The following is a 25,219-nucleotide window of genomic DNA, read 5'->3' as shown; positions in this document are numbered from 1 at the left end:
ACCCTGCATGGACATGATGGAGTCGGGGCCGCTACGCCAGCAGCCCGGACGACTTCCACAGGCGGCGTCCGACGCCTCGGAGCACGCCGATGTCGTCGAGGAAGTCGGTCAGGCGCCTGGAGCCGTTCTGCATGACCTCTCGGCGGTGGCCGCTCGCGCGGACCTGGGCGAGGGCCTCTCGCTTGTCCAGGCCGACGTTCGTGTAGACGTCGGGGTTCACGAAGGCCACCGAGAAGACGCGGGCGAACTCGCCGGAGGTGACGCGGGTGAACTCCTGGGACCACTTGGGGGCCGTCACCATCTGGCGGCGGAGTTCCTCGCGGGCGTAGCGGACGTGCCGGGCCTCTTCGACCACGTGGATGCGGGTGACGCCGCGGACCAGGGTCTGGACCCGCTCGTCGGGGAACGTCAGCCGCTGCATCCAGTCGAGGACCTCCTCGCCCAGCAGGGTCGCCGTGAAGGAACCAGGTGTGGTCGAGATGGTCTTGAACAGCCGGCCCATCTGCTGGTGGGCGCGGCTGACCGGGTACCAGGGCGTGTCGCCGTGGGAGATCAGGCGGGCGAACATCTTGGAGTGGCGGCACTCGTCCTCGATCTCCGTGAGTGCGTAGCGGACGTGTGCGCTCGTCGCCGCCTTGTCGTAGATGTGCCGGACCAGCAGTTGCATCAGGATGATCTCGAACCAGATGCCCAGGGAGGCCAGGGCCGCCGCCTCGTGCTGGGAGAGCAGGATCCGCTGCTCCTCGCCCATCCGCTTCCACAGCGGGGTGTCGTACAGCGAGACCAGCTCCGGCGGCCAGAACCACTTGCCCTCCTCGAAGGGCGCGTCCCAGTCCAGTTCCTTGTCGGGGTCGAAGGAGTGCTTGGCGGAGGAGTCGAGCAGCCGCTGGGCCACCTGCTCCCGGTCCTTCAGCAGGCCGAGGGCGTCGCGCAGGCCGTCGAGCGCGTCGGCTTCCGTCAGGGTCGTCATGGCTGCCCACCTCGTTGTGCACACGTCACTGATGCACTTATGAGACTGCTTGTCAGCAAGCTCGTCAATCCCCTGCGCGCCACTTGTTGACCGGGCGTCTACCTAGAGCGCGCAGCCGAGCCCCTCCGGCACCTCGCCGATCAGCGGCTCGGCCCCCTGTGGCGGGAACTGCGTCCGTAGGGTGAAGGCGTACGGCGTCGGGCCGTGCGTGCGCAGGTGCAGCACACGCGACTCCGCCTCGGCGACCGTGGGGCGGTGCCCCGACGGGACCCACCAGAGGGCGACCATGGCTTCCTGTACGCGTTCGAACCACGCACGGCGGCGGGCGAGCATCTCCCGGTGCCTGCCTCGGTACATGTACGCCGTCAGCGCGTCGGTGTCGCGCCACACCGACATGTTGATGATCAGCCAGGAGTCACCGAAGACGGGCACGTCCGTGGCGTCGTCGCCGGCCTCGCCCTGCAGGCGCCAGACGAAACCGTCGGCGTCGTCCGCGTCCGCGTTCACCGGGTCGAGGCTGTCGACGAAGTCCTTCAGCTGCGGGGAGTCCAGAGGGGCCTTGAGGCGGCCGAGGTTGACCTGGGCGAGTTCGTACGCGGCGGGTTCAGTCATGGACCGAACGGTAGGTCGGGGTTTCCCGGACCCGGAAGCCCCGTCTCATCAAACGGGCACCCGTCAGGGCGACTTGAGCACTGCCTCCATCACCGCCCGCGCGATCGCCGCCGCGTCGCCGCCCCCGGCCTCGGCGTCCTCCACCACGACCGCGACCGCCACCCTCGGCACCAGCTCGCGGTCGCCCTGTGCCCAGGCGACGAACCAGGCGTACGGGATCCCGGAGTTGCCGAGGCCGTGCTGGGCGGTGCCGGTCTTGCCACCGACCGTGGCACCGCGGATCGCGGCGCCACGGCCGGTGCCGTGCTCGACCACGTCCCTCATCATCGCCCGCAGCCGTCCGGCGGTGGACGGGTACATCGCCTGGCGGACCCCCCGCGGACCGGCCGCCGCGAGGGTGCCGCCGCCCGGACGGGTCGTGCGCTCGACCAGGTAGGGGTCCCGCACCTGGCCGCCGTTCGCCACGGCCGCAGCGACCATCGCCATCTGCAGCGGTGTGGCGCGGGTGTTGTACTGGCCGATCGACGACAGGGCGAGCTGCGCCCTGTCGAGGGTGGTGTCGAACGTGGACCGGGCCACCGGGAAGGGGATCCTCAGCTCCCCGTTGTTGAAGCCGAAGGCCTGTGCCGAGGCCGTCATGTCCGTCGCGCCCACTTCCACGCCGAGCTTGGCGAACACCGTGTTGCAGGAGAAGGTGAAGGCATCCCGGACAGAGGCGTCCGCGCAGCCCTTCGACGCGTTCGTCAGGCGCGTGCGCGTTCCGGGCAGCCGGTAGGGATCGGGGGAGTCGGTGGGCGCTTCGAGGTCCGTGATTACACCGGTGTCCAGCGCGGCGGCCGCGGTGACGACCTTGAAGGTCGAGCCCGGCGGATAGGTCTGCCGCACCGCCCGGTTGAGCATCGGCCTGTCCTTGTCCGCGGTGAGCCGCCGCCAGGCCCGGGCCGCCGCCGAGCCGTTGCCCGAGAGCGGCTGGGGGTCGTAGGACGGGGCGGACACCAGGGCCAGGATCCGTCCGGTCGACGGCTCCAGCGCCGCCACCGCGCCCTTGCGGCCCGTAAGTCCCCGGTACGCGGCCTCCTGGGCGGCCGGGTGGAGCGTCGTGACGACGTCCCCGCCCGCGTTGCGCGCTCGCGTGAAGTCGTTCCAGAGCGGGAACGGCGCGAGCATCGGATCCGCGCCGGACAGCACGCCGTCCTCGGTGCTCTCCAGCAGGGTCGTCCCGTACAGCTGGGAGGCGAAGCCCGTGACCGGTGCGTACATCGGGCCGTCCTTGTAGGTCCGTTCGTAGCGGAGGTGCTCGCGGGTGTCCCGGGAACCGGTGACGGGGCGCCCGCCGACCCAGATGTCCCCGCGCGGCTGCTCGTAGCGGGCGATGTCGGGTCGCCGGTTGGCCGGGTTGCGGTCGTACGACGGTGCCTGGACGACCTGGACGCGGGCGGCGTTCACCAGCAGGGCCACCAGCAGCAGCGCGCAGAAGTACTGGGCGTGCCGGATGTGCCGGGTCATCGGGCGTCCTGCCCGTCGTAACCGCGCCGGGCCGAGTCGCTCACCCGGACCAGCAGCGCCACGATCGCCCAGTTGGTGACCACCGACGAGCCGCCCTGAGCCAGGAACGGCATCGCCATGCCGGTCAGCGGGATCAGTCCGGTCACCCCGCCCGCGATCACGAACACCTGGAGTGCCACCAGCGAGGCGAGGCCGACCGCGAGCAGCCGGCCGAAGGGCTCGCGCTGCGCGAGGCCGGCGCGAAAGCCGCGCTCCACCAGCAGGCCGTAGAGGAGGAAGACGGCGCTGAGGCCGGCCAGGCCGAGTTCCTCGCCCGCGGTGGCCAGGATGAAGTCCGACTTCACGGCGAAGCCGATGAGGAAGGAGTGCCCGAGTCCGAGGCCCGTGCCGAGCATGCCGCCCTCCGCGAAGGCGAACAGCGACTGGGCGAGCTGGTTGGCGCCCTCGCCGGCCTCGATGGAGGCGAAGGGGTGCAGCCAGGTCTCGATCCTGCTGTGCACGTGCGGTTCCAGCCGGCCCACGGCGACCGCGCCCAGCGTGGCCAGCAGCAGGCCGACCGCGATCCAGCCGGTGCGGCCGGTGGCCACGTAGAGGAGCACCACGAACAGGCCGAAGAACAGCAGCGAGGTGCCGAGGTCGCGCTCCAGGATCAGCACGCCCACGCTCACCAGCCAGACGGCGACGATCGGGCCGAGCACGCGGCCCGTGGGGAGCTGGAGCTTCCAGACACGGCGGCCGGTGTAGGCCAGCGCGCTGCGGTTCGCCGCCAGGTACGCGGCGAAGAACACCGCCAGCAGCACCTTCGCGAACTCGCCCGGCTGGATGGAGAACCCGGCGATCCGGATCCAGATGCGGGCCCCGTTCACCGCCGGGAACAGGATCGGCAGCGTGAGCAGGACCAGGGCGGCGACCACGCAGACGTATGTGTAGCGCTGGAGCACCCGGTGGTCGCGCAGCAGCAGGCCGACCAGGATGAACAGCGTCACGCCCAGCGTCGACCACACCAGCTGGGCCGGTGCCGCCCGGTCGCCCGGGGTCTCCAGGTCGAGCCGGTAGATCAGCACCAGGCCCAGGCCGTTCAGCAGCACCCCGATCGGGAGTAGCAGGGGGTCGGCGTACGGGGCCCGCAGACGTACCGTCAGATGGGCCAGCAGCGCCAGTACGCCGAGGCCGGCGCCGTAGCCTGCGGCACCGGGCGGCAGCGTTCCGTGCCGGGCGAGGCCCACGGCGCAGTAGCCGTACACCGACAGCAGGACGGCCAGCACGATGAGGGCGAGTTCGATGCCCCGGCACCGGGGGAGGCGGTGGACGGCGGGCGCGGGCGGGTCCGCCGTCGACACGGTGATTCCGGCCTTGCTCATGTCCGGAATCTACCCAAACAGTGCATCTTGTTTGCCTTTGGGTGACCGGGTGTCAGCACCAGCGTGGCGCGGGGCCGATGTTGTCGATGTACCGGGCCGCGCCCCAGGCCCAGGTGCCGTCCGTCAGCAGATACCAGAGGGGGTTGCCCTTCACGGTCTCGCCGCCCGCCTTGCAGAAGATGCTGACGACGTCGCCCCGATGGGCGAACCGGATGATCCGTGAACCGCGGTTCGGGGCACTGCGCAGCGCCAGCGTGTTCGCCGTGACGACGCCCCGGTAGAGGCGCTGGTCGTGGCGGCCCTGGTGGTCGCCGTTGCCGCCGCTCGGGTCATGGTGGTGGTTGCCGTTGCCGCCGCTCGGGTCGTGCTGGTGGTTGCCGTTGCCGCCGCTCGGATCCTGCTGGTGGTTGCCGTTGCCACCGCCCGGGTCCCAGTCGCCGTCCGCGGCGGCGGGCGTGACGGCGGCCGCCGCGGCGAGGAGCCCGGCGACGATGGCTATGGAGAGGCGGGTGCGCAGGGACATGGGGGATACCTCCATGTGGGGGCGAGAGTGCCGAAGCTGACTAATCGACACATTAGGAGCACCCCCGGAGTGCCGCCCCTCACGCTGGGCCATAGGAGGTCGCGAACCGGGTGCTCACTCCGCCGCGAGTGTCAGGGTGGCCACCGCCCCGCCCTCCGGCGCGTTCGCGAACTCCAGCCGCGCCCCCAACACCTCGGCCTGCCCGCGCGCGATGGTCAGCCCCAGACCGTGCCCCCGCGTAACGCCCTCCGTGCGGAACCGCTGCGGGCCGTGCGCGACCAGGTACTCCGGAAATCCGTCCCCGTGGTCGCGAACGGTCACCACCGGCCCGTCCACGGTCAGCACCACCGGCCCCCGCCCGTGCTTGTGCGCGTTCGCCACGAGATTGCCCAGCACCCGCTCCAGCCGCCGCCGGTCCGTCTCCACGGACACGTCCTGTACGACCCTGACCTCCGTGCCGTTCCCCGCCGCTCGCACCACCCGCTCGGCCAGCGGCCCCAACTGCTCGGTGTCCAGCTCCACCCGCTCCCGGCCGGTGTCCAGCCGGGAGATCTCCAGGAGGTCCTCGGTGAGGGTGCGCAGCGCCGCCACCCGGTCGCGCACCAGCTCCGTCGGACGGCCCGGCGGCAGCAGCTCCGCCGCCGCGTGCAACCCGGTCAGCGGCGTGCGCAGCTCATGCGCGACATCCGCCGTGAACCGCTGCTCGGCCAGCAGCTTCCCCTGCAGCGACGCCGCCATGGAGTCCAGCGCGGCGGCGACCGCGGCCACCTCGTCCTGCGGACTGGCCTGCGTGCGCGGGCCAGTGCGGGGGTCGTTCACGCGCGCGTCCAGGTCGCCCGCGCTGATCCGCCGGGCCACCAGGGCCGTGGTGTGCAGCCGCCGCGTCACACGCGTCACCGCGAACGCCCCGACCAGCAGCGTCGCCCCGATGGCCAGACCCGACGACCACACGATCGCCCGGTCCAGACCCTCGATCGTGCGGGCCTGCTGCGAGTAGTCGACCGCCACGGCCAGCGCCCGCTCGCCGTCGACGGGACCCGCCGCCCACATCGTGGGGCGTCCCTCACGTTCGGCGACCATCGTGCCGCGATCCCCGGCCACCGCCAGCTCCCGCAGCTGCCCGGGCAGCTCCGGCGGATCCACCCCGGCGCCCCGCCGCAGGGTGTCCCCGGCCTCGTACCGCTGCGTCACCTGCGTAAGCCGCTGCAACGCCTGATCACGGGCCTGGCCGACGGTCTGGTTCGTCACCTGCACGTGCACCAGGACGCCCAGCAGGGCCGCGAGCGCGCAGCACATGACCGTGATGAAGGCGGCGGCCTTCGCGGCGAGCGTCCCCGACCACGGGGGCAGCACCGGTCTCATCCGCCGCTCACCGAGGGGGAGCCGGACGGCGAGGCGGCCGGGGAAGCGGACGGCGAGACCGACGGGGGACCGGTGCGGGAAGCCGGCGGAGAGCCCGTGCGGGAGTCCGACGGAGAGTCCGTGCGGAAGTCCGACGGGTGTCGGGAGCGCTGGTGCGGGCCGGTGCGCAGCATCTCGTCGTGGGTGAGGAGCATGGCCCGCTGATCCCGGTCCCAGGTCCACTGCAGACGGTACTCGTAGCCCGCGACCTCCGACGGCGAGCGGATCACCAGGGAACGCCCGGCCAGCTCGACACCGCTCAGCGCGTCCTCCCACGCCATGACCTGCACCAGCCGGTGCCTCTCGACGGTGTAGACGCGGACCGCGGTCGTCTTGCCGGGCAGCAGCGGGAAACCGAGCGTCAGGTCGTCGCGCCCGTCACCGGTCAGGTCCCGGTAGTACGGCCGGAGCACCGGGCACTTCCCGTGCCCCGGGCCCTTCGCGCAGTCGGCCATTGCGCGCTTGGTGTCGCGGTAGGGCGCCTTGCCGCCGTCGTAGTCGCCCGGGTTCGCGGCGATCTCGGCCCGGACGATCCCGACCGGGTTCACCCGGCGGATGTCGTCGCCGGGGACCTTCACGCCCTTGACCACCTCGGTGTTCACCTCGCCGATCTCGAACGCCGGGCTGGACGCCGGGGTCAGCTCCGGCCAGAGCCGGGCGGGCCCCTCCGCCGTCGGGGTCGAGCCCGCGCCCTCCAGTCCGCCGGCGTCCCCGCAGCCCACGGCGGCGGCCAGCAGCAGGGCGACGACGGCGAGGCGGCGGGCGGCCTGCCCGGGGCGGCTGAGGGGCACTGCACTCCTGGCGGTTCGTGGGTGAGCACACGGCGGACACACGGTGGACGGATGGTGGGCGGACGGCAGGCGCGACCGTCGGCCGCGTACACCTTATTCGTGGGGAAGTCCCATTTGCGCGAGAGGGTGGCCGTGTGCGCGCAGCCGTACGGGCGTCCTGCTACTCGGTGAGTTCCTCCAGCAGCCGGACCGTGGCCAGCCCGGCCCGCAGATACTCGACGAACAGGTCGTTGTGCAGCGCCCAGGGCGAGCGGCGGGCCCGGATCAGCCGGATCGCCGCCTCGGCGGACCTGCCCTGGCGCATCAGAGCGTGCGCGACGACGAGACCGGAGCGGTTGTACCCGTGGTAGCAGCGGACCAGGACCCTGCGGCCCTCGTCCATCGCCTCGCAGGCGGCCTCGGCCAGCCGGATCACCCCGGCGAGCTGCGTCCCGTCCAGCGGCCCGTCGGGGATGGGCCACACATGGTGCCGGACGCCCGGATCGGGCCCGTGCCCCGGCAGCCGCAGCAGCGTCTGCACGAGATCGAACTCGTCCCGTACGACGGCGAACTCCAGATGCCCCAAGGTCCCCGTGTACTCGTGACCGCCCATCCAGAGGCCGGGGACGACCTCGTTCCACGGACTCTCCGGAGCGGGCACGTCGGGTTTACTGCGGGTACGCAACGGCGCCTCCCCACCATGACCGCCCGAGGGTCCGCGGGCAGGCTCAACTCCTCCAAGGTAGCCGGGTTCTTGCCCCCGCAGCACCCCGCCTGTTCCCATGGAACGGGGTGATGGTGCATGAACGGACTGCGCGTCATACCGACCTGGTGGCACGGCCGGGAGCGGCTCTACGTCTGCCTCCCGGACGGCAGGAACATCGCCTGGTACGACCGTGAGGCCGCCCGGGTGAACCTGCTCGGCGAGGACCGCGAGGACGACGTCCTGAGGGCCCTCGGGCCCTTCATCACCGGCCCCGTGACGGTAGGGCCGCCGCCGGTGCCGACCCCCGCCGAGCTGGCCCGCCTCACCCTCCACCCCGACGACGACCTGGCCCCCAACCGCCCCGGCGAAGCCCTCGTCGTCGCCCTCGACCGCGACCCCGGCACCACGCACCGGCTGCGCACCGACCCGCGCCGCAGGGCCCTGGCGGCCGAGCAGACCGTCGGCGACGCCCTGGACCGTCTCGACGGCGCGTGCTGGCACACCCTGCACTCCGTGCCGCTCCCCGGCGGCGACCGCATCCACCACCTGCTGATCGGCCCCGGCGGCCTCTACGCCGTCCACACCCTCCACGCGCGCAAGCAGCGCGTCCGGATAGCCGACCCCATGATCACGCTGGGCCGCCGCGACCCCCACCCCCTCCTCCACCGCCTCCGCACCGACGCCGACCGCGCCTCCTACGCCCTGACGGCGGAGGTCCGCCCGGTACTCGTCCTGGTCGACCCGGCGGCGCTGTCGATCCCGGCCGCCCCCCGTGAGGTCCAGGTCCTGACGGCGGCGGAGGTGGAAGGCCTGTCGCGCCGGGGCGGCGTCCTCAAACCGGCGGACGTGGAGGCCCTGCACGCGATGGCCCGCGACCGGAACACGTGGGCGCGGGTGTGAGGGAGCGGGGGGCGGCGGGGGTGTCTGCGGGTCGGCCGCACTATGGGGGGCCGGGGGCGGCGGCGTACGCGGGCCGGCTGGGCCGGGCCCGGGCGGCCTCGGCGGTGTGAGCGGCCCACTGTGCCGCTGCAGCGCTACGGCAGGGTCCCGGCCCCGTCCGCGTCCAGCAGGGGAGCCAGTAGGTCGCCGTAGTCCTGGATCCTCGGGGCGATGTCCACCGCGTGGAAGTCCAGCCGGCCCGGGGTGCGGCACTCCTCGATCTCCTCCCAGGTCACCGGCGCCGAGACGGTCGGCTCCGGGCGGGCCCGGAGGGTGTAGGGGGTGGCCGTGGTCTTGCGGGCGGCGTTCTGGCTCCAGTCGACGAAGACCTTCCCCGGGCGCAGGCTCCTGGTCATCCGGTGGAGCGCGAGTCGCGGCATGGCCTTCTCGGCCTCGACGGCGAGCGCCTTGGCGTACTCGGACACCCGCTCGGAAGACGCCCCGCGCACGGCGGAGAGCAGATGCAGCCCCTTGGAGCCGGAGGTCTTGGCGTAGGCCTCGAAACCGTCCTGCGCGAGCCGTTCCCGCAGCCACAGCGCGACCTCGCAGCACTGGACGATGCTCGCCGGAGCCCCCGGATCGAGGTCGAACACGATCCGGTCCGCCTCGTCGGGTGTGTCGACGAGCCACTGATGGGTGTGGAACTCGGTCACGAGGTTCGCCGACCACATCAGACTCGGCAGATCCTGCACCAGCACCATTCGCGAAGGCCCCTCGACCCGGGGCACCTCGGCGGTGGTGACCCACTCGGGCGTACCCGGCGGCACGTTCTTCGTGAAGAACACCTGCCCGTCCGGCCCGTCCGGGTACCGCAGGAAGGACACCGCCCTGTCCCGCAGATGGGGCAGCAGGACCTCGGCGACGGTCGCGTAGTAGTGCAGCACCTCGCCCTTGGTGAAGCCGGTGGCGGGATACAGCACCTTGTCCAGATTGCTGAGAGCGAGCCGTCGCCCCTCCACCTGCGTGATAGGCGCCATACGATAAGAATCCCACGCAAACCGTGACGAACACTCCCGAGCGTGACCGGAAGGGTGCTGCACGTGAGATCCATCTGGAACGGCGCCATCTCGTTCGGCCTGGTCAGCATTCCGATCAAGCTGGTGAACGCCACCGAGAGCCACTCGATCTCCTTCCGCCAGATCCACACCGAGGACGGCGGCCGCATCCGGTACCGCAAATTCTGCGAACTGGAGGACCGCGAGGTCACCCAGGGGGAGATCGGCAAGGGCTACGAGGACGCGGACGGCACGATCATCCCGATCACCGAGGAGGACCTGTCGAGCCTGCCCCTCCCGACGGCCAAGACGATCGAGATCGTCGCCTTCGTCCCAGCCGACCGGATCGACCCGCTCCAGATGGACGCCGCGTACTACCTCCAGGCCGGCGGCGCCCCCGCGGCGAAGCCGTACACCCTGCTGCGCGAGGCGCTGAAGCGCAGCAACAAGGTGGCCATCGCGAAGTTCGCCCTGCGGGGGCGGGAGCGTCTGGGCATGCTCAGGGTCGTCGGCGAGGCCATCGCCATGCACGGCCTGCTGTGGCCGGACGAGGTCCGCGCCCCCGAGGGCCTGGCCCCCGACTCCCACGTCACCGTCCGCGACCAGGAATTGGACCTCGCGGACGCGCTGATGGACACCCTGGGCGAGGTCGACCTGGAGGACCTGCACGACGAGTACCGGGAGGCCGTGGAGGAGGTCATCGCCGCGAAGGCCGCCGGCGAGGCCCCGCCCCAGGCCCCGGAACCGGCCACGGGCGGCAAGGTCCTGGACCTCATGGCGGCCCTGGAGAGCAGCGTCCGCGCGGCCCGCGAGTCCCGAGGCGAGGAGGCCGAGCACGCCGAGGTGAAGTCGCTCCCGCAGCGCAAGACGGCCCGTGCGGCCCCGAAGCAGACCGGCGGCAAGAAGTCGACGTCCACCGCGAAGAAGACGGCGGCCAAGAAGACCACGGCGGCGAAGAAGTCGACGGCCAAGTCGGGGCAGGGGCAGGGTCAGGGTCAGGGCCAGGGGCAGGGGCAGGGGGCGACGAAGAAGGCGGCGTCGAAGAGCACCGCGAAGAAGACGACGGCGAAGAAGTCGGCGTCCCGCAAGCGCACGGCCTGACGCGCCGCGCGCTCGGCACCGGCCGGCTTCCGCCCCCCGGGTACCCCACGTCGGAGGGAGAGCGGAGGGAGCATGACGCACTCCACGGATCACCACACCGGCGACGCGCTCGACATCCACTTCGTCGGCAACGCGACGGTGCTGCTGTCGTACGGCCCGCTGACCCTGCTCACCGACCCGAACTTCCTGCACCGGGGGCAGTACGCCTACCTCGGTTACGGCCTGCTGAGCCGCCGCCTGACCGAACCGGCCCTGGACGTGCACGACCTGCCCCGCCTCGACGCGGTCGTGCTGTCGCATCTGCACGGAGACCACTGGGACCGCCGAACCCGTCGGCACCTGGACCACACCGTGCCGATCCTGACCACACCGCACGCCGCCCGCCGCCTCAGGACGGTGCACGGATTCCACCGCACGGCGGGACTGCGCACCTGGAAGGCGCTCACCCTCCAGCGCGACGGCGTGCAGGTCACGGTCACCGCCCTGCCCGGCCGGCACGCCGGCCACGCGATGCTGCGCAGGCTGCTGCCGCCGGTGATGGGAAGCATGCTGGAGTTCGGCCCCGCCGGGGGACCGGCCCGTATGCGGCTCTACATCTCGGGCGACACGCTCGTGTACGACGGCCTGCAGAAGATCGCCGACCGCTTCCCGGCCGCCGACCTCGCCGTCCTCCACCTGGGAGGCACCCGCCTTCCCGGCGGCTTCGTGGTCACGATGGACGGCGCCCAGGGCGCCGAACTCGCCCGTCGCCTCGACCCCCGGCTCGTGCTGCCCGTGCACTACGGGGACTACACGGTGATGCGCTCGCCGCTGACCGCGTTCGTCGCCGAGGCCGACGCCATCGGCCTCGGCGACCGTATCGTCCACTGCGGTCACGGGCAGCACGCCCGCGTGCCGTGCGGTCCGCGGGTGGCCCCGGAGATCTACTGAGGCGCACCCGCCGGGTCAGGCCACTGGCCTGCCCTGCTGAGATCTACCGAGGCGCACCCGGCGGGTCAGGCCACCCGCCTGCCCCCTTGCTGCTCGGACTCGTCCTCTTCCTCGTCCGGCAGATGGACGTCGCCGACGGCGATGTTGACCTCCACGACCTCCAGGCCGGTCATCCGCTCCACCGCGTTGATGACGTTGGTCCGTACGTCCGCGGCGGTGTCGGCGATGGCGGTGCCGTATTCGACGACCACATCGAGATCGACGGCGGCCTGGCGCTCGCCCACCTCGACCTTCACCCCCTGGGTGACTCCGCTGCCCCCGCCCGGCACCCGCTGCCGTACGGCCCCGAAGGCCCTGGTCATGCCTCCGCCGAGGTTGTGCACCTCGGGGATCTCCCGGGCCGCCATGCCCGCGATCTTCGCGACGACCGTGTCCGCGATGGCGGTGCTCCCGCGGGTGCCGGGAGCACCCTTGCCGCCCTGCGATGTCGCCCCGTCCTGCCTGCCCGCTGTGGTACTGCGCTGAGTGGTCTCCGTCATGACCGTCACCTCGTGATCGGTGAGGGGGTGAGCAGCGTCGTTCTCTCCACCGTAGAACAATGGTGCGCACGGGGCGAAAGTGGGCAATATCAGGTCGCTCTGAACCTCACCCTTCCCGGGTGAAGCCGGTCCTGTCTTGCCGTGGGCACGCTGAGACGGCATGCGTCACCGGCCGGGGCCGCCCTCTGCCGGCCGCACCCGGGGATGGAGGACGGACATGACCGCGCAGACGTACCTGGCCTACGACTTTCCGCTGCTGAGCGCCTTCTGGACCGTGTTCTGGGTATTCCTGTGGATCATGTGGTTCGTCCTGCTGTTCCGGATCGTCGTCGACATCTTCCGCGACGACTCCATGGGCGGCTGGGCCAAGGCGGGCTGGCTGGTGTTCGTCTGCGTCCTGCCGTTCCTCGGGGTGTTCATCTACGTGATCGCTCGCGGCAAGAACATGGGCCGCCGCGAAGTCGCCCAGGCGCGCGCCCAGCAGGAGGCCTTCGAGAGCTACGTCCGGGAGACCGCGAAGGGCGGCGAGAGCCGGTCCGGCAGCGTCGACGAGCTCGCCAGGCTGTCCGAGATCCGCGCCCGCGGCGACATCACGGACGAGGAGTTCCGCCGGGCGAAGGAACTGGTCCTGGCGGGCGGCCACCCCTCACCCGGCGGCTCGGGCCCGAGGTAGCGGCATGACCGCCACGCACCCGGGGAGCTCCGGCACGTCCCTGCGGGAATGGGCCACCGGCGTCACCGTGTTCGCGGCCATCATGCTCATACTCGCCGGCGTCATCGACATCCTGCGCGGCATCGCGGAGATCGCCGACGACGACATCTTCGTCACGACGCGGAACTACGTCTTCGCGTTCGACCTGACCGCCTGGGGCTGGATCCACCTGGCCCTGGGCGTGCTCGCCTTCGCCGTCAGCTTCGGCCTGTTCGTTGCGGCGACCTGGGCCCGCGTGGCCGGCGTGTGCATCGCCGCCCTGGTCATCATCGCCAACTTCCTCTCCCTGCCGTACTACCCGGTCTGGTCGATCGTGCTGATCGCGGTCTCGGGGTTCATCGTCTGGGCGCTGTGCGTGATGAGGAAGGACGACGCTGCGGTCGCGACCGGGAGTCCACGGGGCGGGTGAAAGCGGCGTTCCGGGGCACGTCGCCTACTTGTGGCGGTAGGGGCGCCAAGCGGGCCGCTCGGTCTCCAGCTCGATTCCGTGCGTGCCGACGAACTGATCGACCGCGGCCTCCATCGTCCTGGTGAAGGCCATGTCGAACAGACGGGCCACGAAAGCGCCGAGATAGAGAACCGTGGAGAACAGACAACCCAGCAGGGTCGCCACGGCCAACCAGGGCGCGTCCCCGCCCTCCTGCCTGGCCGACCACTCGAGAATGGCGAATATGGTCACCGCTGAAAGGAGGGCCACCCCCAGGGACAGGAACATGCGCGTGATGCGCACCTTGTTCACGAACACTGCCAGCAGGAACGGGCGCCAGAAGAACTCGTCGAGCCGGTCGAACTCCTCGCCGAGCGTGGGATGATTACCGGTTTCGTACTCGGCATCCCACCAGCGTTCCGCGATCTCCTGCCAGGCGCCACGGAAGTCGAGAGCGTACTGAAATCTGCGGAACGCGCGGTTCCTGAGGATGTGGTCGGGGACCGTGTATCCGAGGTTGATGGCCCGGTCGGAGAACCGGACCACCCGGGCCACTCCCGTGTACAGGACGTGACTCACTTTCACGGGGCGCCCGACATTGTCCGTCGTGATGGCGTAGAACTCCACGAGTGACGCGAGCAGCAGCGCGGCGGCGATGCTCGTGGCGATGGCGGCGTATTCCTGGCTCATCTGGTACCGAGCTGCCGCAGAGGTGAGCGAAGATCCCAATCGTGGCCTCCCCCGGACCCAGGCGGGAGGTGAAGCGTAGCGGGAGGTCGAGGCCGGGGACATGCCGCGAGAGACTCGAGCCGACGAGTTCGAGGGGCACGCTCGTGTCAGGGCGTGGCGTTGCCTGATTCGATCGCACCGGTCGCACCGTCCTGTTCAGGCAGCACGCGATCGACTACGGTCTCGGGGCCGGGCGCCATGTCCAAAGCGCGCAGGGCCGTTACAGCGTTGAGGCGATCCTTCAACTGATCGTCCTGGACACGGTCGATCAGGGCGTGGGCCCTTTCGAGCTTGTGGTCCTCCTCGATCTTCACATCGATGCGATCCGCTTGATCCGTCACGTGCTTGCGAGCCCTGTTCGAGTGAACAGCCAGGGCGCCGCCGCCCGTTGTGATCAAAGCGCCCGTCAGGGCCGTCACCAACGGCAGATAGTTCAGGTCTGGATTCCCGGCGTGCACGAGGGCCAGGACACCACCGACAAGGATGATGGCAGCACCACACGACATGAAGATCATGCTCAGACGAAACGTGATCTCTGACTGCCGCAGTGACTGGCTCAGGAAGTCGAAGAAGAACTTCTGCCTTTGACTGGCAAGAGAGTTCGCCGGATGGTTGCCCTGAAGCTCTCTCTCGTCAGGATCCGAGCCTTGATGGATGTGAAGGTCACCAGCAGCCTGGTACACACGGGCATCGCCAGAAGCAGTTGCCCGCTGTCGAATCTCCTCGTCCACTGACTTCCCCCGGCCTGCAGTCATACGGGACAGGCCGTGAGCTTAGCGCCGACCGGAGGCGCAGGGCAGGGCTCAGGCCCATTCTCGAGGTGACGGCTGCCGTCGACACAGGCGTTCCGTGCTCGGCGTAGCGGAACCACACTCTCCCGACAACACTTGAGGTGACGGCTGCCGTCGACGCAGGCGTTCCGTGCTCGGCGTAGCGGAACCGCACTCTCCCGACAACACTTGACGCCCCGGTGCCGAATGCCGGCAGCGGGGCGTCGACGGAGCCAGGCAGGCTACTTCGGACGGCTCCCGGAATATCAGCGCGTGATTCCGTACTTCCTCAGGATGCCTTCCGCGACTGCCACGAGCTCGTTGAGGCCGGGTCCGAGAGGGCCGTCGGCGCGAGCGGCCGAGCTCACCGGGCTTTGCTGGGTGGAGGTGGGGGCGGCGTGGGCGGCCGGGGCGGCCAGGGTGAGGGCGGCGGCAGTGAGTGCGACGGCCGAAATGATCTTCTTCATGCTCTTCAAACGAGCCCTGCGGGAGCAGGGCACGGGCGGTCCGCCCGATCGGCACACCGGGGACCTGCATGGCCCAGTTCCTGGCTGAACACGTCCCCGTCCGCGCAGGAAAGGTTCGGATCAAGGCTTGGGGACCGGCAGTGCGCCGATGCCCTTGTCGTCTCCAGGAGTGGTCGTGCCCGAGCTGATGCGTGCCATGCCGACATAGTGCGTGCCATGCCGACATAGGCGTGATTGCGTACGCGGCTGGTTCGGTTGGAGCAGGCGATGAAGTCGGTCTGGATCCTGCGGCCTGCTGCACGAGCACCCCCGAAAACCGCGGGCCCGCGACTGCCGACAGTGGCGGGCAGAATCAGTGCTTGCCTCGCGAGCGTTCGTCATACTGCGTGGTGCCCCAATGTGGCGAGCCGCCGTCTACCACAGCCCTCGACATACAGCCGCTCCGCGCGGCACACGCCTGCACACACGAAGACCCCGTCCCAGCGAAAGCGCTGATGGCGGGGTCTTTGGGCACCTAATCCAAGGTGCCCCCGGCAGGATTCGAACCTGCGCACACGGCTCCGGAGGCCCCGTGAGAGCCGGGCAATGCGGCAGGTCATGGCGCTGCCCACGTCAGATCGAGCGGGACGAGTCCACAGATAGGCCACGACCGGATGAACACATGAGAGTTTTCAACGTTCGGCGCGGCAACGGAGCTGTAGGGGCGCGTCGTCCCTGCCAAGGCGCGTAAGACCACCACAATCTCCCACCGCTGATGTCATCGAGGCATGCCACCTAGCCGATGCTTCCAACCAGCCATCCGTAATCGGCGTTTGGCGTACATGAGCCGGACGGAGGCCCCACGATGTACATAACACACGAGGGGCCACACATGACGACTACTCTCACTAAAGGTGGCAATGCGCCACTGCCATTCGGCACCTGCCGCGTAACCCTTACCTCGGCCACCACAGGTATCGACGTCTCAGCTGTCCTGCTCAAGCAGGACGGCAAGGTGAGGGGGGACGACGATCTCGTCTTCTACAACCATCCGTTTCAGGACGGGGTTGCCCTGAAAGGCCAGACGATCGTCGCGAACCTGGCCGAGGTGCCGCCAGCGGTTGACCGCATCGCCATCGTGGCCAGCATCGACCCCGAACTGCGGGCCACGCACTTCGACGCAGGCAGCACCCCCGACGCGGTCGTCGACTGCGGCAGCACACAGATCACCTTTGTTCCGCCTCCCCTTACGGATCGGGAGACGGTAGCCATCCTGATCGAGCTGTACAGACGTGCCGGCGGTTGGAAGGCACGGGCGGTGGGCCAGGGCTGGGATACGGGACTAGCTGGCCTGGCCAGGGACGTTGGCATTGTCGTGGATGATCCAGGACCAAGCCCAGCTCAGACGCCAGTTGCAGCCAGGGCCGCTCAAACCCGCCTACGGTCGACTCACCCACCGCGCCCTACCTACGTACCGAGCAGCCCACCACCAACTGCACCAGTCCTTGAGATGGCAACGCCTCGCCCTCTGGGCAAGGTCGCTCTCACCAAGTCGGGTGAGGCGACGATTGACATGCGGAAGGACGACCCGAGCCTGGTTGTTACGGCCATGCTTGAGTGGAACGGCGGCAGCCTGGAGCGACGGCAAGCTGGCGCCGACCTTGACCTCTACGCTTTCTACGTTCCCAAGAGTGTCGTAACCCCGCAGGGGAAGCGTCCAACCAAGTCTGACGAGGTTGTCTACTACCGACAGCTCGGATCATCCGTTGCACCGCCGTACATTGCTCTGGACGGCGACTCCAAGGTGCCAGGTCGAGAGACCATCACCATCCGTCGCCCCGACCTTCAGGGCTACGTGCTCCTATGCGCTTACAGCGCCCTGGAGAACGGCACTGGATCGTTCAAGTCCTACGGAGCCCGAGCAATCGTCACCGACGGACGAGGTTCCACTGTCACCGTGCCGCTGTTCAATAACCGCAACTTGTCCTACTGGGTAGCAATTGCCCTCATTGACTTCACACTTCCCGGCGGCGCTCAGATCAGACATGTAGAAAAGTACAGCGGGAACCACGTCGAGGCTCGTCCCACGCTGTACTCGAACGGGAAATTCCGGATGAGCACCGGAAAGGTTGAATTCAAGAGTAGGGACAATTGGTAGCCCGGATCCGAATTACACGAGAACCGTGGCATGGACGCGGAAGCCAGGCGACCTAGACCGCGAAACGGCTACGCCGGCTACATCCGTTACGTCTCGACACGGCGACCCCTTCGTCCCGAAGCAACTTGGGCGGCGGCAGTCCCTGGGCGTTCGCAATTAGTCCCGCTGTCCGCGGGCGTTGTCAAGCAGTTAGACACTCACCTCCTTAGGGGGCGGTGTCGTAGGGCTCTGATACAGAGGACCCTTTCCCCTTCAGCGGACTTGCCACCCGTGTCTGTGCTGCTGCACGACGCTGCCAGGTGACGTCGATTCAGCCAGGAGTGTTGTGGATGGCACCGCAGGCCGTAGACGTCGTGCGCTTTCGTACGGTTGGCTCTCGGCGGCTCTGCTCCGACCGCATGAAATCGCTGAGCCACCCATAGAACGCTCGGGCCCGGTTAGGCCACAGCAGCGGTAGCACCCGATAGTGGTAAATCCATGGGCAGGCCATATCGACTCTTCCGACGCTCTCTGCGTCTTCTCCGCGGGCACGTCAGTCCGAATCATTCAGGCCATACGGACAGGACGCACTCTGATGAACATCGCAGATTCGAGGTCCTTGCACTCGACTACGAGATGGCAAGGGAAGACGAGCGTGCCTTCGCTAATATCCAAGCGGCGGTGGCTAGCATCACGGTGATCCTGCTCGGTGCGGTTGCCACCATCGTGAGTGATGCTTGCACTTTCAAGGACCCTGCTGATGCAGGCGACTGTAAGGAAATTCCTCCTCTTTTCCTCGCAGCTGCGCCGGCCATTCCGCTGGCGACCCTTGCCTTCGTGCAACTCCTTGGAATGGTTGCTGCGCTGCGGAGCTATTACATCCGAGCGGTAGAGAACGAGCTGAGAAAGTACGCCCCTTCCCCGCTAGCCGACCTCGCTGCTGTTGGCCCCATTAGCCCAGCCTCTTATCACGGCCTAATTACGGAGGTAACGACGCTGCGCCGGGGGCGGGCGGGTTACCGCATCCTTGCCACGATGATTATGTTGGTGGCGCTAGGCGTCTTCGGCGGACTCACCGTGTATCTCGCAATCAATCTCGGCGGAGCATACCGTAACGCCATACTTATTGGCTATGGCGCGGCATTTCTCGTGCTAATCGCAGATGTGGTTGGTGCCACTTTTGGAGCCCGATTTACCTTTTTTGAAGTGGCTCGCAGCTATCGAGATAGGCAGGATCGGCCGCTTCTTAACGGGAGCGTCCCGACCGACCGGAGCTTGACCTCATACCTCCTCCTCCCCCGGCCAGAAGACTGGATCAAGTGGCTCTTCGTGCCCGGAGGCTACCTAGTTGCTGCCTGGTCTACAAAGGGAACCGTGCACTGGGGGGCGCTTGCACTAGCAGTCCTCATCACGGAGTACCTGGTCTACTCCGCCCGCTATCAATGGAATGATATCCGCGGATGGGCGGACGACGAGTCCCATCCCCATTCGGCTGCCCGGCTGAGATTGCCCTCTGCGCTGGGGCAGGGCACCAAAGTAAATAAACAAAGGCGCCTCATTGTCGCTGCAAGTTCAATCATTGCGCTCCTGCGTCTGGCAGTTGCTGTCTTGCTGGGCCTTGCCGTGGGAAGAACCTCAGCTGTGCTGATCCTGATTGTCTCTGTGTTCGCCATTGGCATCCTATACGAATTTTTGCGCACAGTAGAATCCCTCGAAAGGGTCCCATGGGCGGCCCGAGTGTCGACCGCAGGAATGATCTGGATCATTGTCGGTACAGGATACGGACTACGCTATCTTGCGGGCGTTTATGTCGCTGGCGTGTCCCTGGCCGACTCAATCGCCATAACCGGGGCCCTGTTCACATACCTTTTCGGGATCATGTTTGTCCTCCTAACGTGGGTTTTGGAGGCAAGTAGTTACTGCCGTGAGGGGACGGCAGCCACGTACACCGACGGTGAGTTGCAACAGCCAGCATGCTGGTACGCAGCCGATCAACTGTGCCGAAAGCCCCATCTGATGCTTCTACTCAGAAGCATTTCACGCGTGGACGTAAGCCGCGATCCCTGGCAAGATTACCTACCGCGGAATTGTGGAAAAGTCCCGGTTCTCAAGGATCACGTGCCACTTCTCGCCCCCTGGAACCTTGCCTACTGGGCCGCCTGCGTCGTGGGCGCATGGCTGGCTGTGAGTATGATGCGAAACTCCGGCGGCGACGATGAGGTTGCCAAGCTGGCGGTGGTCGGATTGGTGGGATCGGTAACCGTTTCGCGTGTCAGTCACTCCCTGTGCCGGACGGTTACGGGGCTTTTCATCATCGTACTTCTGTGGCTTGCAGCCGCATGGGATGGCTCGCAATTCGGTCGACCTAGCGTCGCAATGTCAGTAATCCCATGGGCGCTAGCGACGGTCACATATCTGGCATTCCGAAATCAGTCATACGATGCCCTGAGGGAATTCCCCAAGGTTCTACGGCAACTTGTCAGGAAACTAGGTCAAGCCATCATCAAGGCAATCGTTGGTCACGACACCTGGCAGAAGATCCGCTGAACTGCAGATCGAAGGGGTCTGTCGAGGCATAAGTTGCGTGCACGGCTGGAAGGGATCCGCCTGTGCTGGCACTCACCGGCCTGCTCGTCGAGGACCGGGGTTGAGCTGGATGCAGCCTCAGTTCAGCCACAACTGATCACCGGTGGCCGTGACCTGCGGCTGCCTTATCGATCATCGCTCTGACCTGCTGTTGAGCTGTCGGCAGTTGTCGACGTTGGTCATCGTTGAGCGCCCTTCTACGGCCCCAGGACGGCCCAGGAGGGCGCTCGTGCGTGAGCACCGCATTAGGGATTTCGATCGCAGCGCGGCGCGGCGCGCGGAAACGGGGGCCGCAGGCTGCTCGCCGATCCGGCTGTGGTCGCTGCGGTGCACCTTCGTTCGCAGCCGTTGATGTCACCTGGTGATGTCAGCCCGACGGGCTATGCACTGATGGCCAACTCGCCTGCTCGCTGGCAGGCTTGGAGTCGCAGTTTCTTGAGGTGGCTGTCGAACGGGTGTGGCGGTTCTGGTGCCAGCTACTCATCGAGTAGGCCGCTAACCCTGATGGTTGTGGGCGGTATGCCAGAGGGTCTCCCCACTGCCAGCAGATTTCCGCTAGCTTCCGGGTGTCTGCATCGCCAAGATAACCTCGTAGGAAAGGAGACGAACCAGCTCGATGTCTGGCCAAAGAGATTCTGCCTCATGACTCTGAGGAAGAAGTGCGGGGACATCGGCATATTTTGGATCATCTTTGGCATGAACGATCCTGTTCCTGATGCGGTACACGCGATCCGCAACTTGCTTAGCCAGAGGAGTCTGCTTATTTTCCAGGTTGATACTGTCGGCGATACCCTTGATGGGTCCCTGTTTCGAAAAATGCTTCCCCCCAGACACCTGGAGAGAAGAAGTCGACCAGGACTTGCGGCCTGACGAACTCTGTCAAAACAGTTCGCAACTGTTCTGATTCTGTGGCGTTGGCCGAATTCTCGCCAATCGCAAGAATGCTCATCAAGTGTTTTTTGTCATGGCGATTGAAGCGTTGATCGGCGAGCGCGAGCCCCAACTCTCTTATTCCGCTCCGCCGGCTCGCCATCGGGTAGAAACTTTCGAGAATCTGATAGTAAGACAGATATGCGAGAGGTGGGTTTTCGGTAGCCCCTACCGGCGAATCCGAAGAGGACAGACACGGCTGGGTCAATCTCGGTTTCCGGAAAGCGTACCGATTGAATTTTGGGAGCACGCCTTCTCAGGCGGCGAAAATCACTGTCGATCGGCCACTGGACGGTGAAAATCTTAATGTTATTACGCACGTCCAGTTCATAGAGAAGTGAGCTGATGATCCTTTCTGCCTCATCCTCAAGCTCATCGGCTTCCATCGGCCGCCCAAATGAGATCTTCACGCTGTGGCTGAATTTGGGCTTGGATTGGTATCTGCCACTGCTTGCTAGAGCGTGACAAGCTGGCGAGGTGGAAGAAACTTCAACGCATGCGTCGCGCCCAACCAGATGGATCGGCCTCTCTGATTCCGAGCCGTCGATTTCGAACGAGGAGGCATGGAATGCCTGATTTCCGATGTGGATACAGGAGGGAGGTTCATCCGAGCTCAAGAACCGCAACGTACGGTATAGCGAGAGAGGGACGACGCGGCGTACGAGAACCTCAATGTACCCCTCGGCGGGTATTGCAATTCCAGCCCATTTCTTAGCGTGTGTTGGCCGATCCTGCATTTGCACAAGAAGAGAGTATGCGTCATCACGTGCGACGCATGTTGGAGCCCTCTCCTGTAGGCGAGTGTGCGGCTTAAAAATGAGATGCCGCTTGGTGAAACTATCAAATCCAATGCCAGCCTTCTTCGCCAACTCGATAGCTTGAGTTTCAATGAAAGTTAGGGGCGGTACTGATTTTGGCGAGGTTGAGTTCTCCTCAACTTCCTCTTGACTGCCTTCTTCCTCTGCCCATTCTTCTTCTCCTTCAGTGAGGGTCATGTTTTCCTCTTTCGGTCGCGAACAGGCGCGCGGTGGACGAATCGTGCAGCTCGGCGTCCTGAGAGCGAAGATACAGATCCGACAGCTGAGCTAACGAGACATAAGGGAATCCGGCTGTCGCTCGGATGACAGAGTGCGCCGGTTCGCCACAGGGCTGCCGGGTGTCGCCCCGCTCCCCGCTCCGGATTCCTTGCGGTCGGCGGAGTCTCAATGGGCGAGTCACGAAGTACATGATCTTGAAAACCGTCGTGGCAGCGATGTCACCGTGGGTTCCAATCCCACAGCCTCCGCCAGCTGAGCAGTGAGAACGGCCCCTGACCAGGAACATCGGTCGGGGGCCTTCCTCATGCGCTGTACCTGCTGGTGACCATGGTTCCCCGTGAGTTACCGGTCTATCAGGCACGGATGGGGCACGGCTTCAGTCGCCCTGGAACCACAGATAGCTGCCTGGAGTGCTCGCGCACTGCTCCAGCAACCTTGCAAGGTCGTCCAAGGCAGCGAGCTGACGCTCATCGGTGCACCGTTGCCGTAGAGCGGGGATCTCACCGAGAGCAACGGCAGCCTCCTGCTCGTTTATCAGAGCGTCCCCGTACAGATCTACGGCGGTCAGCCGCCCAGGCACTCCGAGCAGCTGGAGCGAGCCGATCGCATCTGCCAACGCGTCCCCGTGCCCGTACGAACTCTGTAGCAGCGTCGCTCGGGACTTGCGCCAGTTGCGCGTTGGCCGTGCTGAGTGCAGCTCCACGTCTATCCCCACGGGCTCATGATGCCTGCTACGAAGGCTCAGCATCTGATCCGTAGCTCTATGTGGGCCGGTGGGTGAGGTCATACCGGTGGCGTTACGGCACCGGAGGGGCGCTAGCCGCCGATCTTAGTTGCTGTGGTTGCTGTACTCAGTTGCTGTACGGCGGTGGTGGGGGGCGTCCTCTGCGTCGCAGTATCCGGCTTCCTGCGAACGCCCGCCTTACGAGGCCAGCCCACTCCACGTGTCCCTTCAGGACAGCACAGATTATCATCGCCACTGTGTAGATCGTCATTGCCAGGATCAACTTCGTCGTGGCCATGATGACGGCTTCACCACCACTCAGTGCCGACCAAACTACGACTGAGCCCACGATGGGTGCGGCCGGCCACTCGGTGCCACTGCCCATGGGTGCAGGAGATGACGCCGAAGGATCCGTTCCGGTGTTGCGGTCGCTGGATTGCATACGAGCCTCCTAAAGCCACGTCAGCAAGCGCCCGGTTCGGGCTTGCCGTTGTGGTCATCAGCTTCGGAGAGGGCTTCGTCGTCGTTGTCAGCATTTTGCTGACAACCATCTGGCAGTCTGATCGCATGGCCTCTGACATGGATGAACGTTGGCTTGAGCTAGTCACCGGCCTGTCCAAGGCGGCGCTGGACCTTGCATCGTCGGCAACGACGGTCTCTCAGCCGGTGGACGGGCCTTCCTTTGGACTTCGCTTCGTCCGAGAGATCGCGTATCAACATCAGGAACTCGAAGTGCTTCTCATCGCTGTCCTCCGTCACAGCGGGCGTTCCTTGGGAGGTCCTTGCGCGCTGTTACGGGGTCACCAGGCAGACCCTCCACCGTCGATTGGCGGCTCCGGTGAACGAGGCTCTGACCACTAGGCGGAATCAGCGTCTAGAACTGCACAGGGCCGAAGAGACAACCGAGCACCTGGCGTCTATGGCTGAGATCGTGTTCGCCAACTTGGGGCGACTGGATGAGGCCACCGCGACGTGGCGTCAGCGTCAAGCGGAACCACCGGTGTGTGGGTCGACGGCGGACGGGATGGGAGCTGGGGTAGGTGGTGGGTTGAGGTAAGCAGGTCTGTGCACCGTCCTTACTCGAATGAGTAGTGGGAACCCTTCGTCCACCACTGTGTGGAGCGGGCGTGGTTCAGGGCGTCCAGGTGGAGTGCGCCACTGTACGAACGAACTGGACGCCCTGGGCCGCGTCTGCTCGGCTCTGCCTGGGTCGACGGTGGACGGGATGGGAGCACCCCACGCACGCCCCAACGTGCCCGCGGTCGGCGACGGCGCCCCCTCCATCCCGGTGCCGGCCGATCCCCCGCCGGAGGCATCGTCTGTGACCGCGCCCCGTTCATCGCCTCATGGCTTCCGGCCCTATCCACCTGTGGGCGCGCGTCGGCGCAGCGCGGGCGGAGCGGGCCGAAGGCAGGAGCGGCGCCCGGAGCGGAGCCGGGAAGCGCGCCCGGCGGAGCGGAGCGGAGCCGGGGCTTGACAACGTCATCAAGCCCCGGCGGAAGCTCAGCACGTTCGACAAGTACGAGGCACACGTCCGGCTCTACCTGGTGCCTCTGCTCGGTGCCAAGCGGCTGGAATCCCTCGGCGTCGCCGACGTCCGCCGGTTCCTCGTCCGCCTGGAGAAGGAGACGACCGCCGCAACGGCCAAGGAGTCGCACCGAGTTCTGCGCTCGGCTCTGGCTTCCGCCTGTCGCGAGGAACTCATCGCGCGCAACGTCGCCAAGCTCGTCGAGTCGCCCCGCACGGACAAGCCCGAGCTGCACCCCTGGACCCTCGACGAGACGCTCGACTTCCTCGCTGCCTCCCGCAAGGACCCGCTCTACGCGGCCTTCGTGCTTGCCATCGCCATGGGGCTCCGCCGGGGAGAGATCGTGGGCCTGCGCTGGTCGGACCTCGACCTCGACAACCGTGTCCTCTACGTCCGCCACCAGGTCCAGCGCCGCCGTGGCGTTCTGTACGACGACCACCCCAAGAGCCGTCGTCGCCGCGCAGTCCCCTTGCCCGCTCTCTGCATCGCACCCCTGCGCTGGCACCGCCTGCGGCAGGCGGACGCTCGCGCCAAGGCGGGGGAGAGGTGGCAGGAGTCGGACTACGTCTTCGCCACCCGCACCGGCCGCCCCGTCGAGCCGCGTAACCTGTACCGCTCCTTCACCCGCGTCGCCCAGTCCGCCGGCCTCCGCGTGATCCGGCTGCACGACGCTCGCCACGGGACGGCCACCTTGCTCACGGCGGCCGGGGTCGCACCCCGCGTTGTCATGGAGATCCTCGGTCACTGAGCATTTTCAGCGTGACCACCTATCAGGTGACAGCTCCGGCGCCTCTGGCGCAAGCACTTGCCGGGGAGGCAGTCAGTTGAAAGCGTCGGTCA

General features: G+C 67.1%; 22 protein-coding genes. 8 read left to right on the top strand and 14 right to left on the bottom strand.

The window, feature by feature from the left end:
- Positions 1-31: 31 nt before the first annotated feature.
- From ACFY5B_RS31320 to ACFY5B_RS31285, 8 genes are all read right to left on the bottom strand, one after another.
- Positions 32-970, bottom strand: coding sequence for a diiron oxygenase (locus ACFY5B_RS31320; protein ID WP_389975914.1), 939 nt, complete (start codon positions 968-970; stop codon positions 32-34).
- Between the two features lie 102 nt (positions 971-1,072).
- A complete protein-coding gene (locus ACFY5B_RS31315) occupies positions 1,073-1,582 on the bottom strand; it encodes a DUF3291 domain-containing protein (protein ID WP_389975911.1) in 510 nt (169 codons plus the stop codon).
- Between the two features lie 63 nt (positions 1,583-1,645).
- Complete coding sequence (locus tag ACFY5B_RS31310) at positions 1,646-3,088, bottom strand: penicillin-binding transpeptidase domain-containing protein (RefSeq protein WP_389975909.1); 1,443 nt, start codon at positions 3,086-3,088, stop codon at positions 1,646-1,648.
- Complete coding sequence (locus ACFY5B_RS31305) at positions 3,085-4,449, bottom strand: FtsW/RodA/SpoVE family cell cycle protein (RefSeq protein ID WP_389975906.1); 1,365 nt, start codon at positions 4,447-4,449, stop codon at positions 3,085-3,087. Before ACFY5B_RS31305 ends, ACFY5B_RS31310 begins: the two co-directional genes overlap by 4 nt.
- Before the next feature lie 52 nt (positions 4,450-4,501).
- On the bottom strand, positions 4,502-4,972 hold the full coding sequence (locus ACFY5B_RS31300; protein WP_389975903.1) for an SH3 domain-containing protein: 471 nt from the start codon (positions 4,970-4,972) through the stop codon (positions 4,502-4,504).
- Between the two features lie 114 nt (positions 4,973-5,086).
- Entirely contained in the window at positions 5,087-6,334 is a 1,248-nt protein-coding gene (locus ACFY5B_RS31295) for an ATP-binding protein (RefSeq protein WP_389975900.1), read from the bottom strand.
- Complete coding sequence (locus tag ACFY5B_RS31290) at positions 6,331-7,164, bottom strand: hypothetical protein (RefSeq protein ID WP_389975897.1); 834 nt, start codon at positions 7,162-7,164, stop codon at positions 6,331-6,333. The genes ACFY5B_RS31295 and ACFY5B_RS31290 overlap by 4 nt, the downstream gene beginning before the upstream one ends.
- Positions 7,165-7,324: 160 nt before the next feature.
- Positions 7,325-7,828 (bottom strand): dual specificity protein phosphatase family protein, encoded by a 504-nt coding sequence (locus ACFY5B_RS31285; protein WP_389975891.1) that lies wholly within the window; start codon positions 7,826-7,828, stop codon positions 7,325-7,327.
- A gap of 117 nt (positions 7,829-7,945) precedes the next feature.
- Between ACFY5B_RS31285 and ACFY5B_RS31280 the strand changes: the two genes are divergently transcribed.
- Positions 7,946-8,749, top strand: coding sequence for a nuclease-related domain-containing protein (locus ACFY5B_RS31280; RefSeq protein WP_389975888.1), 804 nt, complete (start codon positions 7,946-7,948; stop codon positions 8,747-8,749).
- 134 nt (positions 8,750-8,883) lie between these two features.
- On the opposite strand, the gene ligD is transcribed toward ACFY5B_RS31280, so the two are convergent.
- Positions 8,884-9,765, bottom strand: coding sequence for a non-homologous end-joining DNA ligase (gene ligD / locus ACFY5B_RS31275; RefSeq protein ID WP_389975885.1), 882 nt, complete (start codon positions 9,763-9,765; stop codon positions 8,884-8,886).
- 54 nt (positions 9,766-9,819) lie between these two features.
- Here ligD and ACFY5B_RS31270 point away from each other — a divergent pair, with 54 nt between their 5' ends.
- Together ACFY5B_RS31270 and ACFY5B_RS31265 are read left to right on the top strand one after the other, a co-directional pair.
- Positions 9,820-10,884 carry a Ku protein gene (locus ACFY5B_RS31270; RefSeq protein ID WP_389976276.1) on the top strand — a complete coding sequence of 355 codons (1,065 nt, stop codon included), beginning with the start codon at positions 9,820-9,822 and terminating at the stop codon, positions 10,882-10,884.
- 72 nt (positions 10,885-10,956) lie between these two features.
- Positions 10,957-11,814, top strand: a complete 858-nt coding sequence (locus tag ACFY5B_RS31265) for an MBL fold metallo-hydrolase (RefSeq protein ID WP_389975882.1) — start codon at positions 10,957-10,959, stop codon at positions 11,812-11,814.
- Between the two features lie 65 nt (positions 11,815-11,879).
- On the opposite strand, the gene ACFY5B_RS31260 is transcribed toward ACFY5B_RS31265, so the two are convergent.
- Positions 11,880-12,353 (bottom strand): Asp23/Gls24 family envelope stress response protein, encoded by a 474-nt coding sequence (locus ACFY5B_RS31260; protein ID WP_389975880.1) that lies wholly within the window; start codon positions 12,351-12,353, stop codon positions 11,880-11,882.
- A 217-nt stretch (positions 12,354-12,570) separates the two neighbouring features.
- Here ACFY5B_RS31260 and ACFY5B_RS31255 point away from each other — a divergent pair, with 217 nt between their 5' ends.
- Together ACFY5B_RS31255 and ACFY5B_RS31250 are read left to right on the top strand one after the other, a co-directional pair.
- Positions 12,571-13,026 (top strand): SHOCT domain-containing protein, encoded by a 456-nt coding sequence (locus tag ACFY5B_RS31255; RefSeq protein ID WP_389975877.1) that lies wholly within the window; start codon positions 12,571-12,573, stop codon positions 13,024-13,026.
- A gap of 4 nt (positions 13,027-13,030) precedes the next feature.
- Positions 13,031-13,474 (top strand): hypothetical protein, encoded by a 444-nt coding sequence (locus tag ACFY5B_RS31250; protein ID WP_389975874.1) that lies wholly within the window; start codon positions 13,031-13,033, stop codon positions 13,472-13,474.
- 24 nt (positions 13,475-13,498) lie between these two features.
- On the opposite strand, the gene ACFY5B_RS31245 is transcribed toward ACFY5B_RS31250, so the two are convergent.
- The 3 genes from ACFY5B_RS31245 to ACFY5B_RS31235 all read right to left on the bottom strand — a co-directional run bounded on the left by ACFY5B_RS31245 (position 13,499) and on the right by ACFY5B_RS31235 (position 15,458).
- A complete protein-coding gene (locus ACFY5B_RS31245; protein ID WP_389975870.1) occupies positions 13,499-14,221 on the bottom strand; it encodes a hypothetical protein in 723 nt (240 codons plus the stop codon).
- Between the two features lie 107 nt (positions 14,222-14,328).
- Positions 14,329-14,952: a hypothetical protein gene (locus ACFY5B_RS31240; protein WP_389975867.1), complete on the bottom strand. Its 624-nt coding sequence runs from the start codon at positions 14,950-14,952 to the stop codon at positions 14,329-14,331.
- 305 nt (positions 14,953-15,257) lie between these two features.
- A complete protein-coding gene (locus tag ACFY5B_RS31235) occupies positions 15,258-15,458 on the bottom strand; it encodes a hypothetical protein (protein ID WP_389975864.1) in 201 nt (66 codons plus the stop codon).
- An 871-nt stretch (positions 15,459-16,329) separates the two neighbouring features.
- On the opposite strand from ACFY5B_RS31235, the gene ACFY5B_RS31230 reads away from it, so the two are divergent.
- The gene (locus ACFY5B_RS31230; protein ID WP_389975861.1) at positions 16,330-17,595 is read left to right on the top strand and encodes a TerD family protein; all 1,266 of its coding nucleotides are present in this window, start codon (positions 16,330-16,332) and stop codon (positions 17,593-17,595) included.
- 660 nt (positions 17,596-18,255) lie between these two features.
- Entirely contained in the window at positions 18,256-20,121 is a 1,866-nt protein-coding gene (locus ACFY5B_RS31225; protein ID WP_389975858.1) for a hypothetical protein, read from the top strand.
- Between the two features lie 1,001 nt (positions 20,122-21,122).
- Here ACFY5B_RS31225 and ACFY5B_RS31220 read toward each other — a convergent pair.
- Positions 21,123-22,085, bottom strand: coding sequence for a hypothetical protein (locus tag ACFY5B_RS31220; RefSeq protein ID WP_389975856.1), 963 nt, complete (start codon positions 22,083-22,085; stop codon positions 21,123-21,125).
- A 2,112-nt stretch (positions 22,086-24,197) separates the two neighbouring features.
- On the opposite strand from ACFY5B_RS31220, the gene ACFY5B_RS31215 reads away from it, so the two are divergent.
- Positions 24,198-25,127 (top strand): tyrosine-type recombinase/integrase, encoded by a 930-nt coding sequence (locus tag ACFY5B_RS31215; RefSeq protein ID WP_389975853.1) that lies wholly within the window; start codon positions 24,198-24,200, stop codon positions 25,125-25,127.
- The last annotated feature ends 92 nt before the right edge of the window (positions 25,128-25,219 follow it).

The organism is Streptomyces sp. NPDC013187 (assembly GCF_042899705.1).
Lineage (GTDB): Bacteria > Actinomycetota > Actinomycetes > Streptomycetales > Streptomycetaceae > Streptomyces > Streptomyces hawaiiensis_A.
The sequence above is the reverse complement of the archived record's forward strand: the minus strand, read 5'-3'. Positions and strand labels throughout refer to the sequence as shown.

Excerpts from the sequence above, each read along its gene's own strand:
- ACFY5B_RS31230 (WP_389975861.1), top strand. The coding sequence starts at position 16,330 with ATGACGACTACTCTCACTAAAGGTGGCAATGCGCCACTGCCATTCGGC.
- ACFY5B_RS31310 (WP_389975909.1), bottom strand. The coding sequence starts at position 3,088 with ATGACCCGGCACATCCGGCACGCCCAGTACTTCTGCGCGCTGCTGCTG.
- ACFY5B_RS31265 (WP_389975882.1), top strand. The coding sequence starts at position 10,957 with ATGACGCACTCCACGGATCACCACACCGGCGACGCGCTCGACATCCAC.
- ACFY5B_RS31320 (WP_389975914.1), bottom strand. The coding sequence starts at position 970 with ATGACGACCCTGACGGAAGCCGACGCGCTCGACGGCCTGCGCGACGCC.
- ACFY5B_RS31295 (WP_389975900.1), bottom strand. The coding sequence starts at position 6,334 with ATGAGACCGGTGCTGCCCCCGTGGTCGGGGACGCTCGCCGCGAAGGCC.
- ligD (WP_389975885.1), bottom strand. The coding sequence starts at position 9,765 with ATGGCGCCTATCACGCAGGTGGAGGGGCGACGGCTCGCTCTCAGCAAT.
- ACFY5B_RS31305 (WP_389975906.1), bottom strand. The coding sequence starts at position 4,449 with ATGAGCAAGGCCGGAATCACCGTGTCGACGGCGGACCCGCCCGCGCCC.
- ACFY5B_RS31300 (WP_389975903.1), bottom strand. The coding sequence starts at position 4,972 with ATGTCCCTGCGCACCCGCCTCTCCATAGCCATCGTCGCCGGGCTCCTC.
- ACFY5B_RS31235 (WP_389975864.1), bottom strand. The coding sequence starts at position 15,458 with ATGAAGAAGATCATTTCGGCCGTCGCACTCACTGCCGCCGCCCTCACC.
- ACFY5B_RS31220 (WP_389975856.1), bottom strand. The coding sequence starts at position 22,085 with ATGACCCTCACTGAAGGAGAAGAAGAATGGGCAGAGGAAGAAGGCAGT.
- ACFY5B_RS31315 (WP_389975911.1), bottom strand. The coding sequence starts at position 1,582 with ATGACTGAACCCGCCGCGTACGAACTCGCCCAGGTCAACCTCGGCCGC.
- ACFY5B_RS31280 (WP_389975888.1), top strand. The coding sequence starts at position 7,946 with ATGAACGGACTGCGCGTCATACCGACCTGGTGGCACGGCCGGGAGCGG.
- ACFY5B_RS31260 (WP_389975880.1), bottom strand. The coding sequence starts at position 12,353 with ATGACGGAGACCACTCAGCGCAGTACCACAGCGGGCAGGCAGGACGGG.
- ACFY5B_RS31255 (WP_389975877.1), top strand. The coding sequence starts at position 12,571 with ATGACCGCGCAGACGTACCTGGCCTACGACTTTCCGCTGCTGAGCGCC.
- ACFY5B_RS31250 (WP_389975874.1), top strand. The coding sequence starts at position 13,031 with ATGACCGCCACGCACCCGGGGAGCTCCGGCACGTCCCTGCGGGAATGG.
- ACFY5B_RS31215 (WP_389975853.1), top strand. The coding sequence starts at position 24,198 with ATGGCTTCCGGCCCTATCCACCTGTGGGCGCGCGTCGGCGCAGCGCGG.